Here is a 25,900-nt window from a genome sequence, read left to right on the forward strand (position 1 = left end):
TGACGCCCTAGAAACCCCTTATCCACTTGGGTGACCGTTGTGCTATCAGGGCGAAAGCCCGGCGGACTTGATGGCTCAGCGGTCTCCTTTGGAGATTCCCCCCTTCTTCCCAGGTTTTTGCCTAGCACCGATTTTGTTTGGCGATCACTTCGCGCTCCTCTATCTACAGAGCCAGATAAGGGTGTGAGGACGATATGACTGAAGTCACCAAGGAACAGGTGCTGGAAACGCTGGCAACGGTGCGCGGCCCCGATCTCGAACATAATATTGTCGAGCTCGGCATGGTCTCCGATGTGTTCATCTCGGATGGCAAGGTCTACTTCTCGATTACCGTCCCCGCCGAGCGCGCCAAGGAGCTGGAGCCGCTGCGGCTCGCCGCCGAGCGCGTCATCAAGGAAATGCCCGGCGTCAAGGGCGCGCTGGTCGCGCTGACCGCCGACAAGAAGGGCGCGCCATCGGGCGCTGCCACCGCCCGCACGCCACCCCAGGCTGGTCACGGCCATGCCGGCCATGGGCATGAAGGCCACGCACACGCGCAGCCGCAGCAGCGTGCCGGCAAGATCGGCGTGCCCGGGATCGGTGCCATCGTCGCCGTCGCCTCCGGCAAGGGCGGCGTCGGCAAGTCCACCACATCGGTCAACCTTGCGCTCGGCCTGCAGGCAAACGGCCTGCGCGTCGGCATTCTCGACGCCGATATTTACGGCCCGTCCATGCCGCGCCTCCTGCAGATCTCCGGCCGCCCGACGCAGACCGATGGCCGTATTATCAATCCCATGGAGAATTACGGTCTCAAGGTCATGTCGATGGGCTTCCTCGTCGATGAGGAAACCGCGATGATCTGGCGCGGCCCGATGGTGCAGTCGGCGCTGATGCAGATGCTGCGCGAAGTCGCCTGGGGCGAGCTCGACGTTCTCGTCGTCGACATGCCGCCCGGCACCGGCGACGCGCAGCTCACCATGGCCCAGCAGGTGCCGCTCGCCGGCGCCGTCATCGTCTCGACACCTCAGGACCTGGCACTCATCGATGCCCGCAAGGGGCTGAACATGTTCAAGAAGGTGGAAGTGCCGGTTCTCGGCATCGTCGAGAATATGAGCTACTTCATCGCCCCCGATACCGGCGCGCGCTACGACATTTTCGGCCATGGCGGCGCCCGCGCCGAAGCCGACCGCATCGGCGTGCCCTTCCTCGGCGAAGTGCCGCTGACGATCAACATCCGCGAAGCCTCCGACGCCGGCACCCCGCTGGTCGCCAGCGAGCCGAACGGCATTGTCGCCGGCATCTATCGCGACATCGCCGCCAAGGTCTGGGCGCAGCTCGAGCAGAAGCCGCAGCGTGCCGCTCCCGCGATCGTATTCGAGTAAAGTGTGCCGTTTCAGGGCGTGCGGCTAGACTCCCAATTGCGGGCAAAATGTGATCAAACAACGCAGTTCACGTAAGATGTCTTGATTCTTGCGTGGGTTTCCGTCATATGGCGCGCCGTCGCCATGAGGGCGGCGTGTGCGAATGCTCGATGATAGCCAGCCCTGCAGCGGCGAATGCCAGCTGCATGTTCGGAGTTCTCTTGTCGATCGAAGGATTGGTGACTGCGATGCGGTTGAGCATAGTGCATACCCGAGCTTCGGCCGGCTATGACGGGATATTGATGAACATTCTTCAGCCGCTTTCGTTAATCTCGAAGACTTGCAGCTTGAGCGCCGCTTTTTCTGGCGCTTCGCGGAAGGTTTTTTGATGCGAACGGCAATGGCCCTTACAGCCCTGGATCACGGGAGACGCGCCCGGTGATCACTGCCTATTGCTCCAATTGCCAATCGGTCGAGCTCGGTGATCTCACCAAGGTCGAGACCATGCGCGACGATATCGTCTGGATCGACATGATCGAGCCGACGCGCGAGGAAGAGGCCTATGTCGAGAAGGCGCTCGGCATCGAAGTGCCGACCCGCGAGGACCTGAAGGACATCGAGCCCTCAGCCCGTCTCTATACCGAAGGCGACGCGGTATTCATGACCGCCTCCCTGGTCTGGAAGGCCGAGACCGATGCCCCCGTCCTGACCGATGTCGCCTTCATCCTTGCCGGCAAGCGCCTGATCACCATCCGCTACGCCCAGCCCAAGTCCTTCGCGCTCTTCATCGCAGCCCTTCATCGCATTCCAGCCCACTGGCGCAACGGCGCCTCGCTGCTGGCCAAGCTGTTTGAGACCATCATCGATCGCACGGCGGAAATTCTCGAAATCTCGGTCGCCCGCATCGATATCCTCTCGACCCACGTCTTCGGCGATCGCGCCAAGAAGGTCCGCAAGCCCTCGAACTATCTCGAGGAGAAACTGCGCGATATCGCCGCCCATCAGCGCCTCGTCAGCAAGGTGCGTGACAGCCTGGCCTCCATGTCGCGGCTGATGACTTTCTTCTACAACGTTCCGGCCGTGCAGCAGGACCGGGCGACGAAGGAACTCTGCCGCACCGTCTCGCGCGATATCCAGTCGCTGAACGAGCACTCGTCCTATATCGCCGGCAACATCACCTTCCTTCTCGATGCATCGCTGGGTCTGATCAATATCGAACAGAACTCGATCATCAAGATTTTCTCGATCGCATCGGTGGTCTTCTTGCCGCCGACGCTGGTCGCCTCCATCTATGGTATGAATTTTGAATTCATGCCGGAACTGCATTTCGCCCAGGGCTATCCCTATTCGCTCGGGCTGATGCTGGTTTCCGCCGTTATTCCCTTCTTCTTCTTCCGTTGGAAAGGCTGGCTCTGAAGAGCCTGTTTTTGTTTCATGTCCGCAGACAGCCATTCACACGACCAGAATATGAGCCCGCGCAAGCTCTTCTATCTTGCGCTGGGTTCTGTCGGCGTCGTCTACGGTGACATCGGTACCAGCCCGCTCTACGCGTTCCGCGAAGCGCTGAAGCCCGTCGCCGCCGATGGTCTCACCCGTTTCGAGGTCATCAGTGTCGTCTCGCTGATGATCTGGGCGCTGACCATCATCGTCACGATCAAATACGTCCTGCTTCTCTTGCGCGCCGACAACGAAGGCGAGGGCGGCACGCTGTCGCTGCTGGCGCTTCTGTTGAAGACCGCCAATGGCCACACCGCGCTTCTGATGATGCTCGGCCTCGTCGGCGCCGCACTCTTTTTGGGCGATGCGATGATTACGCCGGCGCTGTCGGTTCTCTCGGCCGTCGAAGGTCTGAAGCTCGTCGCGCCGCAGCTGAGCAGCTATATCGTGCCGATCTCGGTCGCCATCCTTGCCGTGCTCTTTGCCGTGCAATCGCGCGGCACGGGAACGATGGCGCGCTATTTCGGGCCGATCACCGCGCTCTGGTTCATCGTGCTCGCCGTCGTCGGCATCTCGCATATCTCAGACGATTTCGGCATCCTCGCCGCCTTCAATCCCTATTATGCCGTGAGCTTCCTCATGCATGAGGGCTTCTTCGGTGTGATCGTGCTCGGCGCCGTGTTCCTGACGCTGACCGGCGCCGAAGCGCTTTATGCCGACCTCGGCCATTTCGGCCGCCGCCCGATCCAGTGGGCGTGGTTCGTGCTGGTCTTCCCGGCGCTGACGCTCAACTATCTCGGCCAGGGCGCACTGGTGCTCGGCAACCCGCATGCCATGTCGGACCCCTTCTACCTGATGTTCCCAAAGTGGGCGCTGCTGCCGGCCGTTATCCTCGCCACCGCCGCCACCATCATCGCCAGCCAGGCGGTCATCACCGGCGCGTTTTCGCTGATCCGCCAGGCGATCAACCTCGGCTTCCTGCCGCGCATGGAAATCCTCTTCACCTCGGAAACCAATACCGGGCAGATCTTCGTGCCGTCGGTCAATCTGTTGCTGTTCCTTGGCGTGATCTTCCTGGTCATCTCCTTCGGCTCGTCGGATTCGCTGTCGACGGCCTATGGTATCTCCGTCACCGGCGCCATGGTCGTGACGTCGATCATGGCCTTCGAGTTCGTCCGCGTCCGCTGGAACTGGTCGGTGCTGACGGCAACCGCCGTGCTGGCCCCGCTCTTCGTGCTGGAAATGATCTTCCTCGGCGCCAACCTCATCAAGATCCACGATGGCGGCTACATCCCTGTCTTGATCGCCACCGCCTTCGTCGTCGTCATGTGGACATGGCGCCGCGGCTCGGCGCTTTTGATGGAAAAGACCCGGCACACGGATATTCCGCTGGCCTCGTTCATCTCCTCGATCGAGCGCAAGAGCGACCACTCGCCCGCCCATGTGCCCGGTACCGCGATCTTCCTCACAAGCGATCCGGAATCCGCACCCGCGGCACTGCTTCACAATCTGAAGCACAACCACGTCCTGCACGACAAGAACGTGATCCTGACGATCCGCACGGTCAACAAGCCGCGCGTGCCGAGCGCCGATCGTTACAAGGTCGAGCAGATCTCCGAGCGCTTCTCGCGCGTCGAGCTTCTGTTCGGCTTCATGGAATCGCAGAACGTCTCGCAGGCGCTGGCGACCTTGCGCAAGACCGGGCTGAAGTTCGACATCATGTCGACCTCCTTCTATCTCGGCCGCCGCAAGCTGGTGCCGGATGCGAAGTCGGGTATGCCCTATTGGCAGGACCGCCTCTACATCGCGCTCGCCAACGCCGCCGCCAACCCGTCGGACTATTTCCGCCTGCCGGCCAACCGCGTGGTCGAGCTCGGCTCGCACGTCATCATCTGACGGTGCCCGCCCATCCCCTCGAAAGCCCGGCCTCGCGCCGGGCTTTTGCGTTTCAGGCTCTATAAGCATTCGCTGTATGAATTCGGAGCACTGCATTAACCAAGCATCAAGGTTAATGAGACATTTTTATCGGCATGTTCATGCGTCCCATGCCGGAGTCTGGTGTTGCGTCGAAATAGTCGTGTCCCTGGCAAATCACGCACCCCTGGTGCGCCGCGCCGCTTTGATAAGCTGCGCCCCTTGCTGCAAAGATGGAGTTCCCCCGCGCTCTTCGGCGTCTGCGCGTGGCTGGCATTTCCCACCATGGCCTCGCATGCCGATCTGGCGGCCCTTCTGGCCGGCCTCGACCAGGGCCGCGAGAACTGGCGCATGGTGCTGACAAACTCGCCCGCCGGCTCCATCCACCAGGCCGAGCTCGCATTTGCCGATCCAGCTGTCACCGGTGCCATCGCATCCGGCGCGGGCATGGTGCTGCCCGATGGCCGCAAGGTCGCCTTCACCGCCGAGAACAAGGGCCACGAAGACACGCCCGATGAGGACCGCGTCAACCGTGCCACCAAGAAGGGCAGGGTGGTCGCCGTCGAGCAAGTGCAGCCGCCGAAGGATTTCTCCGCCGGCTCGATCCTGCAGCGGACCCGTCTTCTGTTTCAGCCGACCTTCAATCTGAAGGACAAGTCGGCCTTCGTGAAGCCGAAGATCCGCGGCAAGGAAATCGAGATCGCCACCAATTTCTATCGCAAGCAGCCGCCGAAGCCCGCAGCCGACATCTCGCCGATGCTGGCCGATCTCGTCACCAGCAACAAGTCCGACGTGCTCGCCACCGCGTTTGCGCCTGCCGCTCCCGATTACGCCCGCCAGTCCCCCTTCGATTCGATCCTGACGGAGAAAGCCGACAATGGCCGCTTCGTGCCGCAGATCGGGCCTAAGGATCACGCCTGGGCGGCCAGCATCCTGCCGGCCAGCGTCTTTTCTCCCGCCGAGCAGCAGTGTCTGGCGTCAGGCATCTATTTCGAGGCGCGTGGTGAGACCGTGAAGGGTCAGGCGGCCGTCGCCCAGGTTATCCTCAACCGCGTGCGCAACCCGGCCTATCCGAAGACCATCTGCGGCGTCGTCTATCAGAACGAGGATTGGCGCAACCGCTGCCAGTTCTCCTTCGCCTGCGACAACATCAAGGACCGCGTGAACTCGCAGGCCCATTGGAGAATCGCCCGCGATGTGGCGATGGCGGTCACCGCCGGCCGCATCTGGTTGCCCCAGGTTGGCTCCGCAACCCATTACCACGCCGTCTACGTCCGCCCGAAATGGGCAAAGACCATGGAAAAGGTCGGCCGCATCGGTCTGCACGTCTTCTACCGCACCTATGGCGGCGGCTGGAGCTGACAAAAACCCGGTAAAAGGCGCGTTTTCGCGCCTTATTGCCGCGTCTGCCCGCGGATTCTTTCCCCCGATTCCGCCACAACCCGCCCGTATCGATCTAACCATATGTTTTTGATCGCTTATTTTATGGCTGGACATCGGCCTGCTACGCCTTGACTATGGATTTTGCTAAAACTATGTTGCGCGCGACTTCAAAGCGGGCCGGAAGGTTCTTCAGCCTTGGGGTCGTTGTCCGGTAAACCGGGGTAGCGGCGTAGCGGACGGCGGCAGGCGGAGGAGAGCACGATGGCGGATGACCGCGAGGAGAGTCTGGAAAAGCGCCGTGCGCAACTGGGAGCGGAACTCGCGACCAAGCGCATCGAGGCGGGGAAGGACGAGGCCGACGAGGCCCGCGCCGAGGTAAGCCGCAAGGGCTACGCCCAGGCGATGAAGCTTTCGAGCGAGTTCATTTCCGCAGTCGTGGTCGGCGCTGTCCTGGGCTATCTCTTCGACCGTTTTGTCGGCACTGCGCCTTGGGGATTGATCGTACTTCTTCTTCTTGGATTTGGTGCCGGCGTGCTGAACGTGATGCGCGCTGCGGGCAAGGTTGCGAAACCTGATCTCGATATGCGCGAAAGCGACCGGAAATAGGGCGGAACGTTCAGGCGTTCGATCCAGTGCAATAATCCCGTCTCGTGCGGGTATAAGATATAGAGAGAACAAGCGGTGTCTAACGATCCGACTCATCAGTTCCTGATCCAGAAGATTGTGCCGATCGAAATCGGCGGGATTGATTTCTCGTTTACGAACGCCTCGCTGTTCATGGCGGCGTCCGCTGCCGTGGCCGCCGGCTTCCTCTATTTCTCGACGTCGAACCGCGCCATCGTGCCGGGCCGCTCGCAGTCGGTCGCCGAAATGTCCTACGAGTTCATCGCGGGCATGCTGAAGGAAGGCGCCGGATCCAAGGGGATGAAGTTCTTCCCGCTGGTCTTCTCGCTCTTCATGTTCGTGCTGACCGCAAACCTGCTCGGCATGTTCCCATACTTCTTCACCATCACCAGCCAGATCATCGTCACCTTTGCTCTTGCTCTGCTCGTCATCGGCACGGTTCTGGTCTACGGCTTCTACAAGCACGGCTTCCACTTCCTGAATGTCTTCGTGCCTCAGGGCGTTCCCGGCATCTTGCTGCCGCTGGTCGTCGCCATCGAAATCATCTCGTTCCTGTCGCGTCCGATTTCGCTCTCCGTTCGTCTCTTCGCCAACATGCTGGCCGGTCACATCACCCTTAAAGTGTTCGCGGGCTTCGTTGCCTCGCTTGGAGCCATGGGTGCTGTTGGTATCGGTGGCGCCGTTCTTCCCCTCATCATGACCGTCGCCCTGACGGGTCTCGAGTTCCTCGTCGCCTTCCTCCAGGCTTACGTCTTTGCGGTGCTGACTTGCATGTACCTCAACGACGCGATCCATCCGGGTGGCCACTAAGGGATACCGACATTGACGCCCGCGGGCGTCAGTCAATTCGCCGCAACAACCATTTCAAAGGAGTACAACATGGACGCGGAAGCAGCAAAATTCATCGGTGCAGGCCTCGCTTGCTTTGGTATGGCCGGTACGGCTCTCGGCCTCGGCAACATCTTCGGCAGCTACCTGTCGGGCGCCCTGCGCAACCCGTCTGCCGCTGACAGCCAGTTCGGCCGTCTGGTATTCGGCTTCGCCGTTACGGAAGCTCTGGGCATCTTCTCGCTGCTCGTCGCTCTCCTTCTGCTGTTCGCCGTTTAATTTCGGCGCACTGAGGGATCACGGCCTGCGAACAGCGAGCCGTGATCCTTTGTATTTGCAGTACACCTGGAGGTGAGCATGTTTTTTGTGACCCCGGCTTACGCTGAAGAAGCCCCGGCGGGAACCGCAGAAACTGGTGCAGCGACCGGTACAGACGCGCATGCTGCCCCGGCCGCAGGCGAGGTTCATACCGAGACCGGCGTGCCAGCCGAACACCATGGCGGTGTTTTCCCGCCTTTCGATACTTCGACGTATGCGTCCCAGCTGCTCTGGCTGGCGATTACCTTCGTCATTTTCTTCGTGCTCATGCAAAAGGTCATTGCACCGCGCATCGGCGGTATCCTCGAGCAGCGCCACACGCGCATTGCCCAGGACCTCGATGAGGCTGCACGCCTGAAGGCGCAGGCAGACGCAGACGTCGCTGCCTACGAAGCCGAACTCGCAGAAGCCCGCGCCAAGTCGAACGCAATCGGCACGGCAGCGCGCGACGCCGCCAAGCTCAAGGCCGAGGCCGACCGCCGCGCGGTTGAAGCCGCTCTGGGCGAAAAATTGAAGGCTGCGGAAGGCCACATCGCCGATATCAAGGCGAAGGCATTTGCAGACGTCGGCACGATCGCCGAGGAAACGGCAAAGGCCGTCGTCGAGCAGCTGATCGGTGGCACCGCCACCAAGGCTGAAGTCACGTCCGCCGTTACCGCGGCCAAGAAGGGAGCTTGATCGATGGAATTTGCACTGGACGCAACATTCTTCGCATTCGTCGGTCTCGTCCTGTTCCTGGCGTTGGTCGTCTACCTCAAGGTTCCCGGCATGATGGCGACGTCGCTCGACGACCGCGCCGATCAGATCCGTAACGAGCTGTCGGAAGCCAAGCGTCTGCGTGAAGAGGCCCAGCACCTGCTGGCCGAATATCAGCGCAAGCGCAAGGAAGCCGAAGCGGAAGCTGCCCATATCCTGGCAGCCGCCGAGCGCGAAGCGGAAATGTTCACCGCCGAAGCCAAGAAGAAGACCGAGGAATTCGTCGCCAACCGCACCGCGGTTTCGGAAGCGAAGATCAAGCAGGCCGAAGCCGATGCGATGAAGGCGGTTCGTTCCGCAGCCGTCGACCTCGCCATCGCCGCCGCTGAAACGGTTCTCGTCAAGAAGGCCGATGCCAAGGTTCAGTCCGAACTCTTCGGCAACGCCCTCGGCCAGGTAAAGACCCGCCTCAACTGAGATCGGTCCTGTCGCATTTCAAAGCCCCGGTTCGCCGGGGCTTTTTGCGTTTTGGAGATGTTGTCGCGGTAACGCTGAAACGACGTGCGAGGTGTCGCCTACTCGCCGTCGGTGACCAGGAACTGTTTGAGCCGCCCGAAGCTCATGCGGTGCAGCGGGCAGGGGCCATGGCTGTCGATGCCGGCGCGGTGGCGTGCCGTGCCGTAGCCCGCATGCGCGGCGAAACCATAGGCGGGGAAGATGAGGTCGGCGCGCGTCATCATCCGGTCGCGCGTGACCTTGGCGACGATGGACGCGGCGGCGATCGACACGGAGCGGGCATCGCCCTTGACGACGGCCTGGCCGGGGCAATCGAGTCCCGGGGGCACGTCCAGCCCGTCAGTCAGTACATAACTTGCCGGGATGGAGAGGCTCAGGATCGCGCGGCGCATGGCATCCAGGCTCGCCTTGCGGATATCCGTCTCGTCGATGCGGCGCGAGCTGGATGAGGCGATCGCGACGGTCGCGGTGGCAAGGATCTGCTCGAACAGCTCTTCTCGTCTCTGCGCGGAAAGCTGCTTGGAATCGTTCAGGCCATCGGGAATACGCTTGGGATCGAGAATGACGGCGGCGGCAACGACTGGCCCCGCCAGCGGCCCGCGCCCCGCCTCGTCGGCGCCGGCGACCGGCCAGTGGCCGGCCTTGCGCGCCTTCAGCTCCAGCCGGAAATCCGGAAGCAGCGGGACATCTTCGAAAAGCATGGGAGAATCGGGTGGCGTGCGACGTTTCATGCGGCTGAACTTCGCACGCCAACCCGATTTCCTGCAAGTCCCCGGATCAGGGCGGCGGGCCGGGGACTTGAGAACGGAAGGCCAGGGTCAGCCGTCCGTAAGGGAATGTCAGAGCATGTCGCGCAAAAGTGTGCAGCGGTTTTGCGACAACGACATGCTACAAAACTAGAGCAGCGACAGCTGCACGCCGCTGCCGTTTGGCGGCACGAAGAGGTCGTCGCGCAGCGGCATGCTCCGGCGGGTCATGCCGAGCCGCTTCGTGGCCATCTCGAAGCGCCGGGCGATCTGCCAGGCATAGGGACCGGCGCCCTTCATGCGCTTGCTGAAATCGGCGTCGTAATCCTTGCCGCCGCGCATCGAGCGCACCAGCGACATGACGTGCCGGTAGCGGTCGGGATAGTGCTGCAGCAGCCAGTCGCGAAACAGCGGCGAGACCTCCAATGGAAGACGCAGGATCACATACCCGGCTTCCGTGGCGCCGGCGGCATGCGCCGCATCGAGCACGCGCTCGATCTCGTGGTCGTTCAGCGCTGGAATGACCGGCGCCATCATCACAGATGTGCGAATGCCGGCGTCGCTCAGCGCCTTCAGCGCATCGAGCCGCTTCGACGGGGTTGAGGCGCGCGGCTCCATCGTCCGCGCCAGCTTGCGGTCCAGCGTCGTCACCGACAGCGAGGCGCGCACCAGGTTTTTCTCCGCCATGCGCTGCAGGATATCGAGATCGCGCAGGATGAGTGCCGACTTGGTGACGATCGAGACAGGATGGTTCGCCCGCTCCAGCACCTCAAGGATATCCCGCATGATCCGCCACTCCTTCTCGATCGGCTGGTACGGGTCCGTATTGGTGCCGATGGCGATCACTCGCGGCTTGTAGCCGGGCTTGGCGAGTTCGCGCTCTAAAAGCTTGGCCGCATCCGGCTTGGCAAACAGCCGCGCTTCGAAATCCAGCCCCGCCGACAGGCCCATATAGGCGTGTGTGGGCCGTGCGAAGCAATAGATGCAGCCGTGCTCGCAGCCGCGATAGGGGTTGATCGAACGGTCGAAGGGAATATCCGGCGATTCATTGCGGGTGATTGCCGTACGCGGCTTTTCGATCTGTACCTCGGTCTTGAACGGCGGCAGCTCTTCCAGCGTCTGCCAGCCATCGTCGAAGCCTTCGCGGCGCTGCGGTTCGAAGCGCCCGCTCGGGTTCAGCCCCGCACCACGGCCACGCCGGCGGTCGACCTCGATTCTGAGGCCGGAAGAAACGATCATCGCGTCGGCAATATCCGCCGTATTGGCAGGCGCGAATGCGGCCTGCCCTGCAAGGGACTGTTCGTTCATCGGGTTTCTCCGTCGATGGAAGACTCGTCGTCCCCATCCGTTCTGGTGATTAAATTCCTATCGCCGAAATGAGAACAATGCAAGAACAAATTTGGAAAACTGTCGCTGGTAATGTTTTGTGCGTCGCACTATAAATGAGCAATGTTGACTGTCGTATTGGAATGCCGGGATCAGGAACCTGAGCTGGCGCAGACATTATCGGTGTTGGTTGCTGGTGCCGTGGAGGGGCTGGTGAGCGATGTGGTGGTGCTCGACCACGGCTCGCGCGATGGCTCGTCCAAGGTCGCGGACGCCGCCGGCTGCCGCTTCCATCAGCATTGGGATATCAAGGACATACTGCGCTCGGCGCGCGGCGAATGGCTGTTATTCGTCGAGCCAGGCGCCCGCCCGCAAAGCGGCTGGATCGACGAGATCGCCGAATATGTGGCGCTGAACAAGCTGCCCGCCCGCTTCACCGCGTCGCGCGGTTATCGCCGGCCTTTCTATCAGCGCCTGCGCCGTCTGGCGCCGCTGGAACTTGGCCTGCTGCTGCCGAAGAAACATGCGCTGGCGACGGCGCGCAGCGGCATGCAGCTGGCGGAATTCGTTAAGGGGCAGAAGCTGCGCAAGCTATCGGCCGAGCTTATCCCGTCCTGGGTCGCGCGTTCGGCGCGGAACTAGTTTTTTAAGCGCCGCGCTTCAGGTGCTCGTCGAGCCTGGGCATGATCTCCACGAAATTGCACGGCATGTGGCGATAATCGAACTGCGCCTTCAAGATGCCGTCCCACGCGTCCTTGCAGGCGCCGGGCGATCCCGGCAGCACGAAGACGAAGGTGGTGCCGATCAGCCCAGCCGTCGCGCGCGACTGCACGGTGGATGTACCGATCTTGTCCTGCGAAATGCGGTGGAAGACGGCCGAAAAGCCGTCCATGCGCTTGTCGAACAGTGGCTCCAGCGCCTCCGGCGTCACGTCGCGGCCGGTAAAGCCGGTTCCGCCGGTGGTAATGATCACGTCGACATCCGATTGCGCCGTCCAGGCCTGCACCTGCGCGGCGATCACTTGTCTGTCGTCGGGCGCAATCGCCCGCGCGATCAGCCTGTGTCCGGCCTCTGAAATGCGCGCCGCCAGCGTATCGCCGGAGCGGTCGTCGGCGGGGGTGCGCGTGTCTGAAACCGTCAGCACGGCAAATCCCACCGGAATGAACGGACGCGTGTCGTCAACGCCTGTCATCATCGTCTCCCGCCAATGTTTCGGTTGCCTCGAAATACCAGTCCGGCCGCTTGCCGTGAAGCGCACGCGCCGCGGCTTCCGCTTCGTCCATGTTGGCGAATATGCCGAAGCACGTCGCGCCCGATCCCGACATCCGCACGAAGAGCGCGCCCTGATCGCGCAGCATATCCGAGATCTCGGCGATTTCAGGCAGTATTGCGCGTGCCGGCCGTTCGAGATCATTGCGCATGGCGCGCAGCGCCTCAAGCCATGATATTCCCGACGCGATGGCAAGCGCGCCATTGGTCTTGCGATCCAGCCTGCGGAACACATCCGGTGTCGAAACCGCCTTCAGAGGATTGGCAAGCACCATCGGGAAAACGGGCATGTCGCGCACCGTCTCGATCCGCTCGCCGATCCCACGTGCAATCAGCGGTCGGCTCGCCAGACACATCGGCACGTCGGCACCGAGCTCGATGGCGATCGCGTCGAGCGTCGCGGCGGGCAGGGGCATACTCCAGAGCCGCATCAACCCGCGCAGCGTGGCGGCAGCATCCGCAGAGCCTCCTCCGATGCCGGAGGCGATCGGTAGGTCCTTGCGCAGATGGATCATCACTGGTGGCGCCGTTCCGCCGGCGTCGAGAACAGCCAGGCGCAGCGCATCGCGCGCCTTCAGCACCAGATTGGTGCCGCCGTCGCCCGTGAGCGCGTCGCCGAAGCGTCCGGAAATGCGAAATTCGTCATGCGCGGCGGCTGCAAATTCAAGCTGGTCGCCGCAGCGGGTAAAAGTCACCAGCATTTCGAGCAGATGATAACCGTGACTTTTCTGGCCCGTGACATGAAGGGCCAGATTGATCTTGGCAAAGGCATGCTCGCTGATCGCAACGCCGTCGGCGAAGCCTGTGTCAGCCATGGATGATCAGGTCTTCTTGTCGGCCGGCTTCGGGCCGACTGGCGCCGGATCGGGCATCTTCTTGTCGACGGTCTTGGCGTCGTCGGTCACGGCAGGCAGGCCGTTGGCGATCTTGTCCTTGATCTTCGGGATCTCGGCGGCCTCGGGCTCCGAGCCCAGCGCCCTGTTCCACTGGTAGACGGCCTCAAGCTTGCGCCCGACGCGCCAGTAGGCATCGCCCAGATGGTCGTTGATCGTCGCGTCGCCGGCCTTGATCTGTGCCGCGCGCTCCAGCTCCTCGGTGGCGTCATCGAACTTGCCGAGGCGGAAATAGGCCCAGCCGAGCGAATCGATGATGTAGCCATCGTCGGGGCGCAGATCCACGGCCTTCTTGATCATCTCCAGGCCCTCGTCGAGGTTCCTGTTCATGTCGATCCAGGAATAGCCGAGATAGTTCAAGACCTGCGGCTGGTTCGGGTTCAGCTCAAGCGCCTTGCGGAAGCTCGGCTCGGCCTTGTCCCACTGCTTCAGCCGCTCATAGGCGATGCCGCGCTGGAAGAAGACAGTCCAGGTGTTTTTGCCCGGCAGCGGCCCGATAACCTCGACAGCCTTGTCGTAGTTCTCGGCCATCGCCTTGTAGTCCTTGGCGTCGGAGAGAACGCTGCCATAGGCGAGGTAGCTGCGAATATCCTTCGGATCCGATTGGATCAGACCACGCAGATGCGTGCGGGCTTCCTCGACCTTGCCGCCTTCGGCAAGAGCCAGACCGAGCTGCAGTTCGGAGATGCGGCTCATCGGCGAATTGTCGGGCACTTCCTTGTAGAGCGCGATGGCGCGATCCAGCTGGTTCTGCTTCTCGGCGAGGCCGCCGAGCATGACCAGCGCGTCGGCGCTGTCAGGATCGAGCGCGCGGGCGATCTGCAGGTAGAGCGAGACGATGTCTTCCGCCCCATCGCGGTTCAGCGCACCGGCAAAGGAGAACAGCACGCCGGCCGCACCCTGCTTGGCGGTGGTGATCTGCTGCACCTGCTTTTCGTCATTGGTGATGCTCTGGCGCAGCGCGTTGAGCGGCGCGTAGTTGGGCAGCAGGTTGTCGCCGACCGAAACCGTGTCGAGCGCCTTCTGCTTGTTGCCCTGCGTCGCTTCCAGGCGAGCGAGCGCCATGATGGCACGCATGAAGGTGTCGGGCGCAGTGGCGGCGCCATCCTTGTCGAGCACGGCGTCGTTCAGGTGCTTGCGGGCAGAGCGCACGTCACCGTTGACGATGGCGATTGCGCCGGCATTGTAATTCTGGAAGATGGCGAGCCATTCCGGCCCCTTCAGCTTCTCGACCTGCGACAGTGCATCCTTGCCCTTGCCGGCGCCAAGTCGCGCCCAGGCGGCCATCAGGTCGTTCATGACGCGGTCGAGATCGGTCGGGCCGGTGGTCTTCAGCGCGCTCTCGGCCGTCTTGTATTCGCCGCGGCGGATCGCGTCGGCGCCGCGCACGATGGTCGACAGCCGCTCGATGCTCGGATCGTTCTTCAACTCGTTGGCGTAGCGCACACTGTCCTTGATGTCGCCATTGAGCAGCAGCGAGATCATCAGGCGCTGGCGGATCTCCGGATTGCCGGGCTCGATCTGCAAGGCCTTCTTGTAAAGCTCGATCGCCGTTTCGTAGTCGTGGTCGACATCGGCGGTGCGGGCAGCAAGCAATGCGCCGGAGAAGGTGTTGACGCTGTCAGGATCGAAGATCACGGTCGCGCTGGCGTCGTCCTTCTTGGCCGCGTCTTCGGCATTGGCGCCGCCGAGCACGCTCAGCGACAGAACTGCCGCAAGCGACGCGCTCGAAAGAAGACGTATGGCAAATTTCCGCCGCATTAGAAAACCTTTCGTGAGAACAGCCCACCAGCGTCGACTGCAAAATCAGTTGAAAAGACTGATTCACGACAGGATGGCTTTTTTGAAGCGACCCCGCAAGAAAATCAGCCTTGGACCAATGATCGTCGGTTAATTGACGCGCTCGATGCAGAAGTCGATGACTTCCATCAGTGCGGATTTCCATGCCGTATCGGGAAGCGGCGCCAGTGCATCGCGTGCAATCGTGCCATAATGGATCGCCCGACCAATGGTATCGTTCAGCGTTCCGTACTTGGTGATCAGGCCAAGTGCCTTTTCGAGGTTCTGATCGTTGCTTTCGCCACCCTCGATCGCCTTGCGCCAGAAGGCGCGTTCTTCCTCGGTGCCGCGCCGGTAGGCGAGGATGACGGGAAGCGTGATCTTGCCTTCGCGGAAGTCGTCGCCGACATTCTTGCCGAGATCGGCAGCCTTGCCGCCGTAATCGAGCACGTCGTCGACCAGCTGGAAGGCCAGCCCAAGGTTCATGCCGTAGGATTTCATCGCGTTGCGCCCGGCCTTGCCGGCATCCGCCACGATCGGGCCGACTTCGGCAGCGGCCGCAAACAGCGCCGCCGTCTTGGCGCGGATGACCGAGAGATAGTCGTCCTCGGTGGTTTCCATGTTCTTGGCGACGGAAAGCTGCAGCACTTCGCCTTCGGCGATCACGCAGGCCGCCGACGAGAGGACGTCGAGCGCATCGAGCGAGCCGACATCGACCATCATGCGGAAGGCCTGGCCAAGCAGGAAGTCGCCGACCAGCACGCTTGCCTGGTTGCCCCAGATCATGCGGGCGGTGGACTTGCCACGGCGCAGGTCGCTTTCATCGACGACATCGTCGTGCAGCAGCGTTGCCGTATGCATGAACTCGACCGCGGTCGCGAGCTTGATATGATTTTCGCCCTGATAGCCATAGAGCGCGGAGGAGGCGAGCGTCAGCATCGGTCGCAGGCGCTTGCCGCCGGACGAGATCAGATGGTTCGCCACTTCGGGGATCATCTGCACGTCTGAACCGGCCTTAGAAAGGATCAACTGGTTGACCCGCTCCATGTCCGCCTTGGTTAGATCCACCAAAGGCTTGACGGATGCCAGTTTGTTTTTGCTTTCTTCAAGCGGTATGACCACGCCCAACGACCCGGACTCCTGTTCACTCATTGGATTTGACAATAGAAAGGGGCGGCTTGAGCGGCAAGAGGCGAAATTGCCACGTCGCGGAAAATTGAAAGGGATTTCACGGTAAATGCATGAACTTATCCGCGCCAACGATCCCGTGCTGCTCTCCTTCGCTGAAAGCCTGATGAAGGATGCCGGCATCCATTGCTTCATCGCCGATCAGGGCATGAGCATATTGGAAGGCTCGCTCGGCATGCTGCCGCGCCGCCTGCTGGTCGAAGACGATCAGGCCGACCGTGCCCGCCGCATCCTCATCGACGCCGGCCTTGGCGACGAATTGCGCGAGCAGAAGTGAGCGACGCCGTGACCAGCGAGCCTCAGCCCGTCACCGAAACCATCGACGCCTTCCACCGCGGCGCCTTTCATATTCTCCAGCCGAAGGGCAGGGGGCATCGCTCCGGCATGGACGCCATGCTGCTTGCTGCATTGGTGGACGATGAGAGAGCGGTGAAGGTTGCCGATCTCGGCGCCGGCGCTGGTGCGGCGGGTCTCGCCGTCGCCTCGCGGCTGCCGAAGGCCGAGGTCGTGCTCTTCGAGCGCTCCGCCGAGATGGCGGACTATGCCCGCCGCAGCCTCGAACTTGCGGAAAACGCCCACATGCTGGGCCGCGTCACCGTCATCGAGGCGGATGTGACGCTGAAGGCCAAGGCGCGCAACGACGCCGGCCTCATCGACGAGAGCTTCCACCACGTCATCCTCAACCCGCCCTTCAACGATCCCGGTGACCGCAAGACTCCGGATGCGCTGAAGGCGGAGGCGCATGCGATGACGGAGGACCTGTTCGAAAGCTGGCTGCGCACGGCCGGCGCCATCATGATCCCCGGCGGCCAGCTGTCGCTGATCGCCCGCCCGGAATCGATCGCCGAGATCATCGACGCCTGCGGCCGTCGCTTCGGCGGCATAGAGATCACGGCTATCCATCCACGCGAGGGCGAAAATGCCGTTCGCATCCTGGTGACCGCGATCAAGGGCTCGCGCGCCCGTCTGTCGCTGCGCGCGCCGCTGATCATGCACGAAGAGGGGAGCCACAAGTTCTCCCCCTTCGTCGACGACCTCAACAACGGCCGCGCGGCTTACTCCAGGCGTTAGCCGATCACGAAGTCGAACAGCAGCTTGATGTTCAGCCCGGCGATGACGATGGCGATCGTGTAGGCGATGGCGGACAGCCAGCGCGGTGCCACGAGGTCGTCCATCTTCGCCTTGTTGGCGGTGAACATCACCAGCGGGAAGACCGCGAAGGAGAGCTGCAGGCTGAGCACGACCTGTGTCAGGATCAAGAGCTCGGCGGTGCCCGCATCGCCATACCAGATGGTCACGAAGCCGGCCGGCACGATGGCTATGGCGCGGGTGATCAACCGCCGGATCCAGGGCTGCAGCCTGATCTTCAGGAAGCCTTCCATGATGATCTGCCCGGCCATGGTGGCCGTCACCGTCGAGTTCAGACCGCAGCACAAAAGCGCGATGCCGAAGAGCGTCGGCGCCAGCGCAAGCCCGAGCAGCGGCGCCAAGAGCGAGGAGGCTTCGCCGAGTTCGGCGACATCGGTGCGTCCATTGGCATGGAAGGCTGCGGCGGCGAGGATCAGGATCGAGGCATTGATCAGAAGCGCGAAGCAGAGCGCCACGGTGGAATCGATCGTCGCATAGGTCAGCGCCTCGCGCTTTTCCGGCAGGCTGTGCCCGTAGTCGCGGGTCTGTACGATCCCTGAATGCAGGTAGAGATTATGCGGCATGACAGTCGCGCCGAGAATGCCGAGCGCCAGATAGAGCATCTCCGGATTGGAGACGATCTCCGTGGTCGGGAAGAAGCCGCGGATGACTTCACCCCACTGCGGATCGGCCATGAAGATCTGCACGCCGAAGCAGACGGTGATGATCCCGAGCAGCGCGATTACGAAGGCCTCGACCCAGCGGAAACCGATCTTCTGCAGATAGAGGATGAGGAAGACGTCGAGCGCGGTGATGAGAACGCCGAGTTCGAGCGGAATGCCGAACAGCAGGTTGAGGCCGATCGCCGTGCCGATCACCTCGGCGATATCGGTGGCGATGATCGCGATTTCAGCAAACAGCCAGAGCGGGATCGATACCCAGCGCGGGAAGGCATCGCGGCAGGCCTGCGCCAGATCGCGGCCGGAGCCGATGGCAAGGCGCGCACAGAGCGATTGCAGCACGATCGCCATCAGGTTGGAGAGCAGCGCCACCGTCAGCAGCGTGTAGCCGAACTTCGAGCCGCCGGCGAGCGAGGTCGACCAGTTGCCGGGGTCCATGTAGCCGACGGCCACCAGATATCCGGGGCCGACGAAGGCGATGGCGCGGCGCCAGCGCGAGGCGTGCTTCTGCGTTCCGATCGTACGGTGGACATCGGCCATCGACGCCTCCTCGCGCTCGTGGCGCCAGCCCGTCTTGGCCTTGGGTGTCATAATGTCCATGCAGCATCCGCCTGTTTAACTGATAAAAGCAATATGGCCGATTAGAATGATAATGCAAGTCATTCGCAACAAGAAACTTGAAGCCAAGTTGTTTTGTGTCCCGCCCATTGCGTTTGCCGTTCCGACGCATACATGGAGGTGACGTTTCACGCAGCCTATAAGAAGGAATGGGAATGGCCGGATTTTTGAGAAAGCTGATGCCGAAGCGCTTCCGCAAGGAGGGCATCGTGATCCCGGTTGTCAGGCTCCAGGGTGCGATCATGACCGGCGGCAGCCAGTTCCGCCCGGCGCTGAACCTCGCCTCGACCGCGCAGGTGCTTGAAAAGGCATTCAGCTTCAAGGACGCGCCGGCCGTCGCGATCTCCATCAATTCGCCCGGCGGTTCGCCGGTTCAGTCGCGGCTGATCTTCACCCGCATCCGCGAGCTGGCGCGCGAAAAGCAGAAGAAGGTCATCGTCTTCGTCGAGGACGTAGCGGCCTCCGGCGGCTACATGATCGCGCTTGCCGGCGACGAGATCATCGCCGACCCGACCTCGATCGTCGGCTCGATCGGCGTCGTCTCCGGCGGCTTCGGCTTCCCTGAACTCTTGAAGAAGATCGGCGTCGAGCGACGCGTCTACACCGCCGGCGAAAACAAGGTGATCCTCGACCCGTTCCAGCCGGAGAAGGAAAAGGACATCGAATATCTGAAGACCCTGCAGCTGGAGATCCACCAGGTGTTCATCGCGATGGTTCGCGAACGCCGCGCCGGCAAGCTGAAGGATGACACGACGGTCTTCTCCGGCCTGTTCTGGACAGGCACGCGCGGCCTGGAGCTCGGCCTGATCGACGGCCTTGGCGACATGCGCCAGGAACTGAAGAAGCGCTACGGCTCGAAAACCAAGCTCGAGCTCGTAACCCCTGCAAGGGGGCTTTTCGGACGCCGCATTCCCGGCATATCATCATCGCTCGAAGGAGCCGCCTCCGGCTTCGCGGCCGGTCTTGTCGAGATGGCCGAAGACAAGGCATTGTGGAGCCGATACGGGCTCTGACGCACTTGCAAAAGCACAGCGCGGCTGTGCGTCGGCAATTGCGTTAATATAACGAGGGGTGAAGACAGACGACATGCCGCAGCTTTTGATCATGGGTGTGCTCGTCCTGGGCGCCTGGCTCCTCTACCGCCGCTTCGTGGCCGAAGCCAAGCGCCTGCAGGAAAAATCCCGCCGCGCCCAGAGGGAGCAGCAGACCGGAGCGATCGGCACGCTGGTGAAGGACCCGGTGACGGGGGAGTATCATTTGAAGAAGGATGAGGATTGAGGGGCAGGGCTTTGATCAGCTGCGTTCACGAACCCGCGCCTGCCAATCCGCTCCGCCATAGCTGATGCAGAGAACAAAGACGGATTGGGCTTCGTCATTGACGGTAAAGCAGACGGTCGCTTTATCCGAGGCAGGAATGGCGCGCAGATGCGGGTGAAAGTCGCTTCGGATGGTGCCGATATGAGGAAAGTCGGCAAGAGAGCGGAGCTTTCGCTCGATCAGGTCGATTTTATCCTCGGCAACTTCATAGCCGGCGTACTCACCGACCAGAATGGTGATGTCGAGAAGATCGTTCTTAACGAGAGGATGGCGGGTAACCCTATACGCCATACTTCCTCGTTGCTTTACGTTCGCGGATGAATGCTCTCACCTCATCGAACATGGTGTCGCCTTCCAGCGATATCCGCTGATCCTCGGGCAACTCCATTCGCCGGCGGATCTCGTCGGCCATTCCCGCAAGAGGATCGCTTGAGGCATCGCGCTTCCTCATCCGCGCCAGCCCTTCTTTGACGACGTCCGACACGCTCGCAAACCGTCCATCCTCGACGAGCTTCTCCGCGTAGCGAAGATCCTCATCCGACAGCATCACGGCGTTCTTGGCGTTCATAGTCGTCTCCAAGGCAAGGTCTGTACTCACTATAAGGCAACCGACACCGCTTGTCCTCCCTACAAACTGTGGGGAAGAGATCGGGATGCGAAACCCTTGACCCTCATCGCCGCTCGTGGCACCTGTCGCCCATCGAACCAATTGAATGGCGACTAACCTCATGTCTGCACCCAGCATCCCCGACCACATGAACCCGAAGCGCTCGTTTCAGGCGCTGATCCTGACGCTGCACAGCTACTGGGCGGACAAGGGTTGCGCGGTGCTGCAGCCTTACGACATGGAAGTCGGCGCCGGTACGTTCCATCCGGCGACCACGCTGCGCGCGCTTGGCCCTAAGCCCTGGAAGGCCGCCTATGTGCAGCCCTCGCGCCGTCCGTCCGACGGCCGCTATGGCGAAAACCCGAACCGTCTGCAGCATTACTATCAGTATCAGGTCATCCTGAAGCCGAACCCGCCGAACCTGCAGGAGCTCTATCTCGGCTCGCTCGCGGCGATCGGCCTTGATCCGCTTCTGCACGATGTCCGCTTCGTCGAGGACGATTGGGAAAGCCCGACGCTCGGCGCCTGGGGCCTTGGCTGGGAGTGCTGGTGCGATGGCATGGAAGTCTCGCAGTTCACCTATTTCCAGCAGGTCTGCGGCCTTGAGTGCTCGCCGGTCGCGGGCGAGCTGACTTATGGTCTCGAGCGCCTCGCCATGTATGTCCAGGGCGTCGACAACGTCTACGACCTGAACTTCAACGGCCGCGAAGGCGACGAGAAGATCAGCTACGGCGATGTGTTCCTGCAGGCAGAGCAGGAATATTCGCGCCACAACTTCGAATTCGCCAACACCGAGATGCTGCATCGCCACTTCATCGATGCCGAGAAGGAATGCCAGGCGCTGCTCGCCGCCGGCGCGCCGGGTGACAGCGATAACCAGAAGCTGCACAAGTGCGTCTTCCCGGCCTACGACCAGTGCATCAAGGCCAGCCACGTCTTCAACCTGCTGGACGCGCGCGGCGTGATCTCGGTCACCGAGCGCCAGAGCTATATTCTGCGCGTGCGCACGCTCGCCAAGGCCTGCGGCGAAGCCTTCCTGTTGACCGACGCCGGTGGCGTCAATCTCGCCAGCAAGGCTGCCTGATTAATCAGCGGCGTCTGTCTGCCTTCACCTCAACGGTGCGCGCTGCCGGACGCGGCGCGCCCTTGAGCATGAAGAACGAAGCGATGGCAAGCATGTTGAGCAGGAAGATGGCTGCGCTCATGGCTGATTGATCCTCGTGACGTGGTTCGGATCCCGCCGCCGTCGGCCGATCCATCATCAAAATAGGCCTTATCCGGCCGCCGCGGTATCGCGAGATCTTGGGATGCGCCAGATTGCAAAGGCGGGAGATGACAAGCGCCGCCAAGCCGCATAGTCTCCCGGCCGACCTTGCGTCGTAACGGGGGATTCGCGATGTATATTATTCTTGGCCTCATCGTCCTGATCGCGCTCTATGCGGTCTTTGTCTACAACGGCCTCGTGCGCGCCCGGCAGATGGCCGAGGAGGCTTGGTCCGGCATCGATGTCCAGCTGAAGCGCCGCGCTGATCTGATCCCCAACCTGATCGAAACGGTGAAGGGCTACGCCACCCACGAAAAGATGACGCTTGAAGAGGTCATCAAGCTCCGCAACCAGGCACAGACGGTTCCGGCAGGCGATGTCGCCGGCCGAGCGCAGGCGGAAGGCCTGCTCGGTGCAGCGCTCGGTCGCGTCATGGCGCTCGCCGAAGCCTATCCGGATCTGAAGGCCAACGAGAATTTCCGTGAGCTGCAGACCTCGCTCGAAACGATGGAAAGCGAGATCCAGATGGCGCGCCGCTATTACAACGGCTCGGCCCGCGATCTCAACGTCAAGGTCGAAAGCTTCCCCTCGAACCTCGTGGCCAACCAGTTCGGTTTCACCAAGCGCGAGTATTTCGAGATCACCAACGAGGCCGATCGCGCCGTGCCCAGCGTAAAGTTCTGATCCCGAAGTTCTGACAACAGGCATTTGCCTTTGACGAAAAGCTGCTATGAGCAGGGCAAGATCGCGGCCGGCTAGGGCCGCGCGCATTTGCCGGATAAGACGTAATGAGTAAAGACAAGCCCATGAGTAAAGACAAGCTCACCATCATCCCGGCGGCCAAGCCGCTGTCCGGCCGCGCCGTGCCTCCCGGCTCGAAGTCGATCACCAATCGCGCGTTGCTTCTGGCTGGTCTCGCCAAGGGCACCAGCCGGCTCACCGGCGCGCTGAAGAGCGACGATACGCGCTATATGGCGGAAGCCCTGCGCGCCATGGGCGTGACGGTGGACGAGCCCGACGCGACGACCTTCGTCGTCACCAGCTCCGGCGAGCTCAAGGCGCCCGCAGCACCGCTCTTCCTCGGCAATGCCGGCACCGCCACCCGCTTTTTGACGGCAGCGCTCGCGCTCGGCCACGGCCGCTATGTCGTCGATGGCGACGAGCATATGCGCAAGCGTCCGATCAAGCCGCTGGTCGACGCGCTGAAGTCGCTCGGCGTCGCAATCGAAGCGCCGACCGGCTGCCCGCCGGTGACGATCGACGCCAACGGCCGTTTTGCGAACAACAAGGTCGTCATCGATGCCGGCCTCTCCAGCCAGTATGTCTCCGCTTTGCAGATGGCGGCGGCCTGCGGCTCCGAGCCGTTCACGATCGAGCTTGCCGGTGCCGATATCGGCGCGCGTGGCTATATCGACCTGACACTGGCCGTCATGCGCGCCTTCGGCGCCAAGGTCAGTCAGCCGACGCCGTCCTCCTGGGTGATCGAGCCGACCGGCTACACCGCCACCGATTTCGTCATCGAGCCGGACGCCTCCGCCGCCACCTACCTCTGGGCCGCCGAAGTGCTGACCAAGGGCGCGATCGACCTTGGCGTTGCCAATGAGGACTTCACCCAGCCGGACGCGAAAGCCTACGACGTCATCAGGCAGTTCCCGCATCTGCCCGCAGAAATCGACGGCTCGCAGATGCAGGACGCGGTGCCGACCATCGCCGTGCTGGCCGCCTTCAACGAAACGCCGGTGCGCTTCGTCGGCATCGCCAACCTGCGCGTCAAGGAATGCGATCGCATCCACGCCGTCTCGACCGGCCTCAACAACATCCGCGCAGGCCTTGCGACCGAGGACGGCGACGACCTGATCGTCTCCTCCGATCCGGCTTTGGCCGGCCAGCACCTGCCGGCCGATATCGACACCTTCGCCGATCACCGCATTGCCATGAGCTTCGCGCTCGCCGGCCTGAAGATCGATGGCATCACCATTCTGGACCCGGATTGCGTCGGCAAGACCTTCCCTGACTACTGGAAGGTGCTGTCCTCGCTCGGCGTCGCGATAAAGGACGAGTAACCGGTCGAAAATCTCGCCGGGCAATCCGAAAAAAGACAAGGGGGAGAATGTCTTGATGCGTTGGTTGTCCGGTCTCGTTGCCGCTCTGATACTTCTGCTGGCGGCATCTCTTGCCGCCGCAAACGAGCGCATCACCTCCTATCATTCGGAAGTCGAGGTCGCCAAGGACGGCGACCTCACCGTGACCGAGACGATCTCGATCGTCGCCGAGGGGTTCAAGGTCAAGCGCGGCATCTTCCGCGATTTCCCGCTCACCATGCTGGATGGCGAGGGGCGTAAAGTCCGCGTCGGCTTCGATCTCCTCTCCCTCACTCGCGATGGCCAGCCCGAGCCCTACAAGACCGAAAGCATCGATGGTGGCATCCGCATCTATGCCGGCTCCAGCGACACCATTGTGCCTCAGGGCGAGCACACCTATGTCTTGACCTACAAGGCCGATCGCATGATCCGCTACTTCCCTGACCATGACGAGGTCTACTGGAACGTCACCGGCACCGGCTGGCAGTTCGCCATCGAGCAGGCCTCGGCGCGCATCACCATGCCATCGGGCGAGGTGACGAGGCTTGCCGCCTATACGGGCCCGTTCGGCTCACGCGCCACGAATGCAACGTCGCGCATCGAGGGCAACGAGGCGATCTTCGCCACGACCCGCATGCTCGGGCAGAACGAAGGGCTGACGGTCGTCGCCGGCGTGCCGAAGGGCGTCATCGACCCGCCATCGGCGGCGCAACTTCGCGCCTGGTGGCTGCGCGACCACATGGCCGATGTCATCGCCGTCGCCGGCCTTATCCTCGTCGCGCTCTATTACGTGTTCTTCTGGGTGAGGGTCGGCCGCGATCCGGCCCGTGGTGTCGTCGTGCCGCGCTGGGACCCGCCCGAGGGTCTGTCGCCGGCGCTGGTCAACTACATCGACAACAAGGGCTTCAACGGCGCCGGCTGGCCGGCCTTCTCGGCCAACGCGCTTGACCTCGCCGTCAAGGGATACGTCACCTTCGACGATATCGGCTCGAGCATCACGGTCACCCGCACCGACAAGCCGCTGCCGAAAGCCCTGCCTTCAGGCCAGGCTGCATTCTTGTCCCTCGTCGGTCGCTCCGGCCAGAGTTTTGCGATCAGCAAGTCGAATGGCGAAAAGGTGCGCGACGCCGGCCAGAAGTTCCGCCAGGCGATCGAAGGCGAACATCGCGGCAAGTATTACCACTCGAATGCGCTCTACACGGTCGGCGGCATCGTCCTCAGCGTCATTTTCATCATCGCGGTTCTGGCCTTCGGCGAAGTCGATGCCGACCTCGGCGGCTTCATCGCCGCCACCGTTTTCTCGGCGGTATTCCTGGGCATCCTGTCGTCGCGCCTCGGTCTCAGTTTCCGCAAGGGGGCGTCGCTGCGCAGCAAGATCGGCGGCGTCATCATCGGCGGCTTCTTCGGCTTCACGCTTTTGTCCATCCTCGCCGGCATCGTCACTGCCGCCGTCGAGCAGTTGACAGCAGCCGACCACTGGCCCGTCATCGTCGCCGTCGGCGGCATCGTCATGATCAATGTGGTGTTCTTCTTCCTGATGGGCGCGCCGACGCCGCTCGGCAGCCGGCTGATGGATCACATTGACGGCCTGCGCCGCTACCTGACGGTTGCCGAAAAGGACCGCATGAACATGGCGGGCGCCCCCGCCATGTCGCCGCAGCATTTCGAAACGCTGCTGCCCTATGCCGTAGCGCTCGGTGTCGAAAAACCCTGGAGCGACGCCTTCCAGACCTGGCTCGCCACAGCCGCGGCAGCCGGAGCGGCGGCCGCCGCCTATTCGCCCATTTGGTATCCAACCCATTCCGGCAGCTTCGGCGACAGCATCGGCGGCTTCTCCTCCTCCATGGCCTCCACCATCGCCTCGACACTCCCCGCACCCGTGACCTCGACCTCCTCGGGTTTCTCCGGCGGCAGCGGCGGCTTCTCGTCCGGCGGCGGGGGTGGTGGT

The 25,900-nt window shown here is 62.3% G+C and carries 27 protein-coding genes; 18 read left to right on the forward strand and 9 right to left on the reverse strand.

What is annotated here, in order from left to right:
* The first annotated feature begins 194 nt into the window (after positions 1-194).
* The 9 genes from apbC (at position 195) to J5286_RS04605 (ending at position 9,017) form a co-directional block, all read left to right on the forward strand.
* Positions 195-1,361, forward strand: coding sequence for an iron-sulfur cluster carrier protein ApbC (apbC, locus tag J5286_RS04565; protein WP_209189327.1), 1,167 nt, complete (start codon positions 195-197; stop codon positions 1,359-1,361).
* A gap of 417 nt (positions 1,362-1,778) precedes the next feature.
* Positions 1,779-2,756 (forward strand): magnesium/cobalt transporter CorA, encoded by a 978-nt coding sequence (gene corA, locus J5286_RS04570; RefSeq protein WP_018898613.1) that lies wholly within the window; start codon positions 1,779-1,781, stop codon positions 2,754-2,756.
* 18 nt (positions 2,757-2,774) lie between these two features.
* Positions 2,775-4,673, forward strand: a complete 1,899-nt coding sequence (locus tag J5286_RS04575) for a potassium transporter Kup (protein WP_018898614.1) — start codon at positions 2,775-2,777, stop codon at positions 4,671-4,673.
* A gap of 303 nt (positions 4,674-4,976) precedes the next feature.
* Positions 4,977-6,053 carry a cell wall hydrolase gene (locus J5286_RS04580; RefSeq protein ID WP_245205350.1) on the forward strand — a complete coding sequence of 359 codons (1,077 nt, stop codon included), beginning with the start codon at positions 4,977-4,979 and terminating at the stop codon, positions 6,051-6,053.
* Positions 6,054-6,335: 282 nt separating this feature from the next.
* Complete coding sequence (locus tag J5286_RS04585; protein WP_018898616.1) at positions 6,336-6,680, forward strand: AtpZ/AtpI family protein; 345 nt, start codon at positions 6,336-6,338, stop codon at positions 6,678-6,680.
* 75 nt (positions 6,681-6,755) lie between these two features.
* Positions 6,756-7,508, forward strand: coding sequence for a F0F1 ATP synthase subunit A (locus J5286_RS04590; protein WP_018898617.1), 753 nt, complete (start codon positions 6,756-6,758; stop codon positions 7,506-7,508).
* A gap of 69 nt (positions 7,509-7,577) precedes the next feature.
* Positions 7,578-7,805, forward strand: coding sequence for a F0F1 ATP synthase subunit C (locus tag J5286_RS04595; RefSeq protein ID WP_015338972.1), 228 nt, complete (start codon positions 7,578-7,580; stop codon positions 7,803-7,805).
* Between the two features lie 78 nt (positions 7,806-7,883).
* On the forward strand, positions 7,884-8,522 hold the full coding sequence (locus J5286_RS04600; protein ID WP_018898618.1) for a F0F1 ATP synthase subunit B: 639 nt from the start codon (positions 7,884-7,886) through the stop codon (positions 8,520-8,522).
* A 3-nt stretch (positions 8,523-8,525) separates the two neighbouring features.
* Positions 8,526-9,017 (forward strand): F0F1 ATP synthase subunit B, encoded by a 492-nt coding sequence (locus J5286_RS04605; RefSeq protein WP_018898619.1) that lies wholly within the window; start codon positions 8,526-8,528, stop codon positions 9,015-9,017.
* Between the two features lie 98 nt (positions 9,018-9,115).
* Here J5286_RS04605 and rnhB read toward each other — a convergent pair whose 3' ends face one another.
* Together rnhB and J5286_RS04615 are read right to left on the reverse strand one after the other, a co-directional pair.
* Entirely contained in the window at positions 9,116-9,787 is a 672-nt protein-coding gene (rnhB, locus tag J5286_RS04610) for a ribonuclease HII (protein WP_209189329.1), read from the reverse strand.
* A gap of 165 nt (positions 9,788-9,952) precedes the next feature.
* Positions 9,953-11,110: a PA0069 family radical SAM protein gene (locus J5286_RS04615; protein ID WP_209189331.1), complete on the reverse strand. Its 1,158-nt coding sequence runs from the start codon at positions 11,108-11,110 to the stop codon at positions 9,953-9,955.
* 141 nt (positions 11,111-11,251) lie between these two features.
* Between J5286_RS04615 and J5286_RS04620 the strand changes: the two genes are divergently transcribed.
* On the forward strand, positions 11,252-11,770 hold the full coding sequence (locus J5286_RS04620) for a glycosyl transferase (RefSeq protein WP_047508072.1): 519 nt from the start codon (positions 11,252-11,254) through the stop codon (positions 11,768-11,770).
* A gap of 4 nt (positions 11,771-11,774) precedes the next feature.
* Here J5286_RS04620 and moaB read toward each other — a convergent pair whose 3' ends face one another.
* The 4 genes from moaB to J5286_RS04640 all read right to left on the reverse strand — a co-directional run bounded on the left by moaB (position 11,775) and on the right by J5286_RS04640 (position 16,197).
* On the reverse strand, positions 11,775-12,320 hold the full coding sequence (gene moaB, locus J5286_RS04625; protein WP_209189333.1) for a molybdenum cofactor biosynthesis protein B: 546 nt from the start codon (positions 12,318-12,320) through the stop codon (positions 11,775-11,777).
* The gene (locus J5286_RS04630) at positions 12,307-13,212 is read right to left on the reverse strand and encodes a 4-(cytidine 5'-diphospho)-2-C-methyl-D-erythritol kinase (protein WP_209189335.1); all 906 of its coding nucleotides are present in this window, start codon (positions 13,210-13,212) and stop codon (positions 12,307-12,309) included. The genes moaB and J5286_RS04630 overlap by 14 nt, the downstream gene beginning before the upstream one ends.
* A gap of 6 nt (positions 13,213-13,218) precedes the next feature.
* The gene (locus J5286_RS04635) at positions 13,219-15,051 is read right to left on the reverse strand and encodes a tetratricopeptide repeat protein (RefSeq protein WP_209189336.1); all 1,833 of its coding nucleotides are present in this window, start codon (positions 15,049-15,051) and stop codon (positions 13,219-13,221) included.
* 129 nt (positions 15,052-15,180) lie between these two features.
* Entirely contained in the window at positions 15,181-16,197 is a 1,017-nt protein-coding gene (locus tag J5286_RS04640; protein WP_209189338.1) for a polyprenyl synthetase family protein, read from the reverse strand.
* Positions 16,198-16,306: 109 nt separating this feature from the next.
* Between J5286_RS04640 and J5286_RS04645 the strand changes: the two genes are divergently transcribed.
* The gene (locus J5286_RS04645; RefSeq protein ID WP_018898628.1) at positions 16,307-16,534 is read left to right on the forward strand and encodes a putative signal transducing protein; all 228 of its coding nucleotides are present in this window, start codon (positions 16,307-16,309) and stop codon (positions 16,532-16,534) included.
* Positions 16,531-17,328 (forward strand): tRNA1(Val) (adenine(37)-N6)-methyltransferase, encoded by a 798-nt coding sequence (locus tag J5286_RS04650; protein ID WP_209189340.1) that lies wholly within the window; start codon positions 16,531-16,533, stop codon positions 17,326-17,328. Before J5286_RS04645 ends, J5286_RS04650 begins: the two co-directional genes overlap by 4 nt.
* On the opposite strand, the gene J5286_RS04655 is transcribed toward J5286_RS04650, so the two are convergent.
* Positions 17,325-18,665 (reverse strand): Nramp family divalent metal transporter, encoded by a 1,341-nt coding sequence (locus tag J5286_RS04655; RefSeq protein ID WP_209189342.1) that lies wholly within the window; start codon positions 18,663-18,665, stop codon positions 17,325-17,327. The genes J5286_RS04650 and J5286_RS04655 overlap by 4 nt on opposite strands.
* A gap of 173 nt (positions 18,666-18,838) precedes the next feature.
* Between J5286_RS04655 and J5286_RS04660 the strand changes: the two genes are divergently transcribed.
* Both J5286_RS04660 and J5286_RS04665 read left to right on the forward strand, forming a co-directional pair.
* Positions 18,839-19,696 carry a S49 family peptidase gene (locus tag J5286_RS04660; RefSeq protein ID WP_209189344.1) on the forward strand — a complete coding sequence of 286 codons (858 nt, stop codon included), beginning with the start codon at positions 18,839-18,841 and terminating at the stop codon, positions 19,694-19,696.
* A 73-nt stretch (positions 19,697-19,769) separates the two neighbouring features.
* Positions 19,770-19,961, forward strand: a complete 192-nt coding sequence (locus J5286_RS04665) for a hypothetical protein (protein WP_113010089.1) — start codon at positions 19,770-19,772, stop codon at positions 19,959-19,961.
* Positions 19,962-19,976: 15 nt separating this feature from the next.
* On the opposite strand, the gene J5286_RS04670 is transcribed toward J5286_RS04665, so the two are convergent.
* On the reverse strand, positions 19,977-20,291 hold the full coding sequence (locus J5286_RS04670) for a type II toxin-antitoxin system RelE/ParE family toxin (RefSeq protein WP_209189346.1): 315 nt from the start codon (positions 20,289-20,291) through the stop codon (positions 19,977-19,979).
* A complete protein-coding gene (locus J5286_RS04675) occupies positions 20,281-20,568 on the reverse strand; it encodes a ribbon-helix-helix domain-containing protein (RefSeq protein WP_209189348.1) in 288 nt (95 codons plus the stop codon). The genes J5286_RS04670 and J5286_RS04675 overlap by 11 nt, the downstream gene beginning before the upstream one ends.
* Positions 20,569-20,728: 160 nt before the next feature.
* Between J5286_RS04675 and J5286_RS04680 the strand changes: the two genes are divergently transcribed.
* From J5286_RS04680 to J5286_RS04695, 4 genes are all read left to right on the forward strand, one after another.
* A complete protein-coding gene (locus J5286_RS04680) occupies positions 20,729-21,691 on the forward strand; it encodes a glycine--tRNA ligase subunit alpha (protein WP_026283030.1) in 963 nt (320 codons plus the stop codon).
* Positions 21,692-22,003: 312 nt separating this feature from the next.
* Positions 22,004-22,555: a LemA family protein gene (locus J5286_RS04685; RefSeq protein WP_209189350.1), complete on the forward strand. Its 552-nt coding sequence runs from the start codon at positions 22,004-22,006 to the stop codon at positions 22,553-22,555.
* A gap of 122 nt (positions 22,556-22,677) precedes the next feature.
* Positions 22,678-23,934, forward strand: coding sequence for a 3-phosphoshikimate 1-carboxyvinyltransferase (locus J5286_RS04690; RefSeq protein WP_209189352.1), 1,257 nt, complete (start codon positions 22,678-22,680; stop codon positions 23,932-23,934).
* Positions 23,935-23,989: 55 nt separating this feature from the next.
* A partial coding sequence (locus tag J5286_RS04695; protein ID WP_209215327.1) for a DUF2207 domain-containing protein occupies positions 23,990-25,900 on the forward strand: 1,911 nt, incomplete at its 3' end.

This window comes from Rhizobium sp. 16-488-2b (assembly GCF_017741815.1).
In the GTDB taxonomy this organism is placed as follows: Bacteria; Pseudomonadota; Alphaproteobacteria; order Rhizobiales; family Rhizobiaceae; genus Rhizobium.

What these genes read in the sequence shown, in the direction of transcription:
- apbC (WP_209189327.1), top strand. Translation starts at nt 195, where the DNA reads ATGACTGAAGTCACCAAGGAACAGGTGCTGGAAACGCTGGCAACGGTG.
- J5286_RS04575 (WP_018898614.1), top strand. Translation starts at nt 2,775, where the DNA reads ATGTCCGCAGACAGCCATTCACACGACCAGAATATGAGCCCGCGCAAG.
- J5286_RS04580 (WP_245205350.1), top strand. Translation starts at nt 4,977, where the DNA reads ATGGCCTCGCATGCCGATCTGGCGGCCCTTCTGGCCGGCCTCGACCAG.
- J5286_RS04585 (WP_018898616.1), top strand. Translation starts at nt 6,336, where the DNA reads ATGGCGGATGACCGCGAGGAGAGTCTGGAAAAGCGCCGTGCGCAACTG.
- J5286_RS04595 (WP_015338972.1), top strand. Translation starts at nt 7,578, where the DNA reads ATGGACGCGGAAGCAGCAAAATTCATCGGTGCAGGCCTCGCTTGCTTT.
- J5286_RS04600 (WP_018898618.1), top strand. Translation starts at nt 7,884, where the DNA reads ATGTTTTTTGTGACCCCGGCTTACGCTGAAGAAGCCCCGGCGGGAACC.
- J5286_RS04605 (WP_018898619.1), top strand. Translation starts at nt 8,526, where the DNA reads ATGGAATTTGCACTGGACGCAACATTCTTCGCATTCGTCGGTCTCGTC.
- rnhB (WP_209189329.1), bottom strand. Translation starts at nt 9,787, where the DNA reads ATGAAACGTCGCACGCCACCCGATTCTCCCATGCTTTTCGAAGATGTC.
- J5286_RS04615 (WP_209189331.1), bottom strand. Translation starts at nt 11,110, where the DNA reads ATGAACGAACAGTCCCTTGCAGGGCAGGCCGCATTCGCGCCTGCCAAT.
- J5286_RS04620 (WP_047508072.1), top strand. Translation starts at nt 11,252, where the DNA reads ATGTTGACTGTCGTATTGGAATGCCGGGATCAGGAACCTGAGCTGGCG.
- moaB (WP_209189333.1), bottom strand. Translation starts at nt 12,320, where the DNA reads ATGACAGGCGTTGACGACACGCGTCCGTTCATTCCGGTGGGATTTGCC.
- J5286_RS04630 (WP_209189335.1), bottom strand. Translation starts at nt 13,212, where the DNA reads ATGGCTGACACAGGCTTCGCCGACGGCGTTGCGATCAGCGAGCATGCC.
- J5286_RS04635 (WP_209189336.1), bottom strand. Translation starts at nt 15,051, where the DNA reads ATGCGGCGGAAATTTGCCATACGTCTTCTTTCGAGCGCGTCGCTTGCG.
- J5286_RS04645 (WP_018898628.1), top strand. Translation starts at nt 16,307, where the DNA reads ATGCATGAACTTATCCGCGCCAACGATCCCGTGCTGCTCTCCTTCGCT.
- J5286_RS04655 (WP_209189342.1), bottom strand. Translation starts at nt 18,665, where the DNA reads ATGGACATTATGACACCCAAGGCCAAGACGGGCTGGCGCCACGAGCGC.
- J5286_RS04660 (WP_209189344.1), top strand. Translation starts at nt 18,839, where the DNA reads ATGGCCGGATTTTTGAGAAAGCTGATGCCGAAGCGCTTCCGCAAGGAG.
- J5286_RS04665 (WP_113010089.1), top strand. Translation starts at nt 19,770, where the DNA reads ATGCCGCAGCTTTTGATCATGGGTGTGCTCGTCCTGGGCGCCTGGCTC.
- J5286_RS04670 (WP_209189346.1), bottom strand. Translation starts at nt 20,291, where the DNA reads ATGGCGTATAGGGTTACCCGCCATCCTCTCGTTAAGAACGATCTTCTC.
- J5286_RS04675 (WP_209189348.1), bottom strand. Translation starts at nt 20,568, where the DNA reads ATGAACGCCAAGAACGCCGTGATGCTGTCGGATGAGGATCTTCGCTAC.
- J5286_RS04680 (WP_026283030.1), top strand. Translation starts at nt 20,729, where the DNA reads ATGTCTGCACCCAGCATCCCCGACCACATGAACCCGAAGCGCTCGTTT.
- J5286_RS04685 (WP_209189350.1), top strand. Translation starts at nt 22,004, where the DNA reads ATGTATATTATTCTTGGCCTCATCGTCCTGATCGCGCTCTATGCGGTC.
- J5286_RS04690 (WP_209189352.1), top strand. Translation starts at nt 22,678, where the DNA reads ATGAGTAAAGACAAGCTCACCATCATCCCGGCGGCCAAGCCGCTGTCC.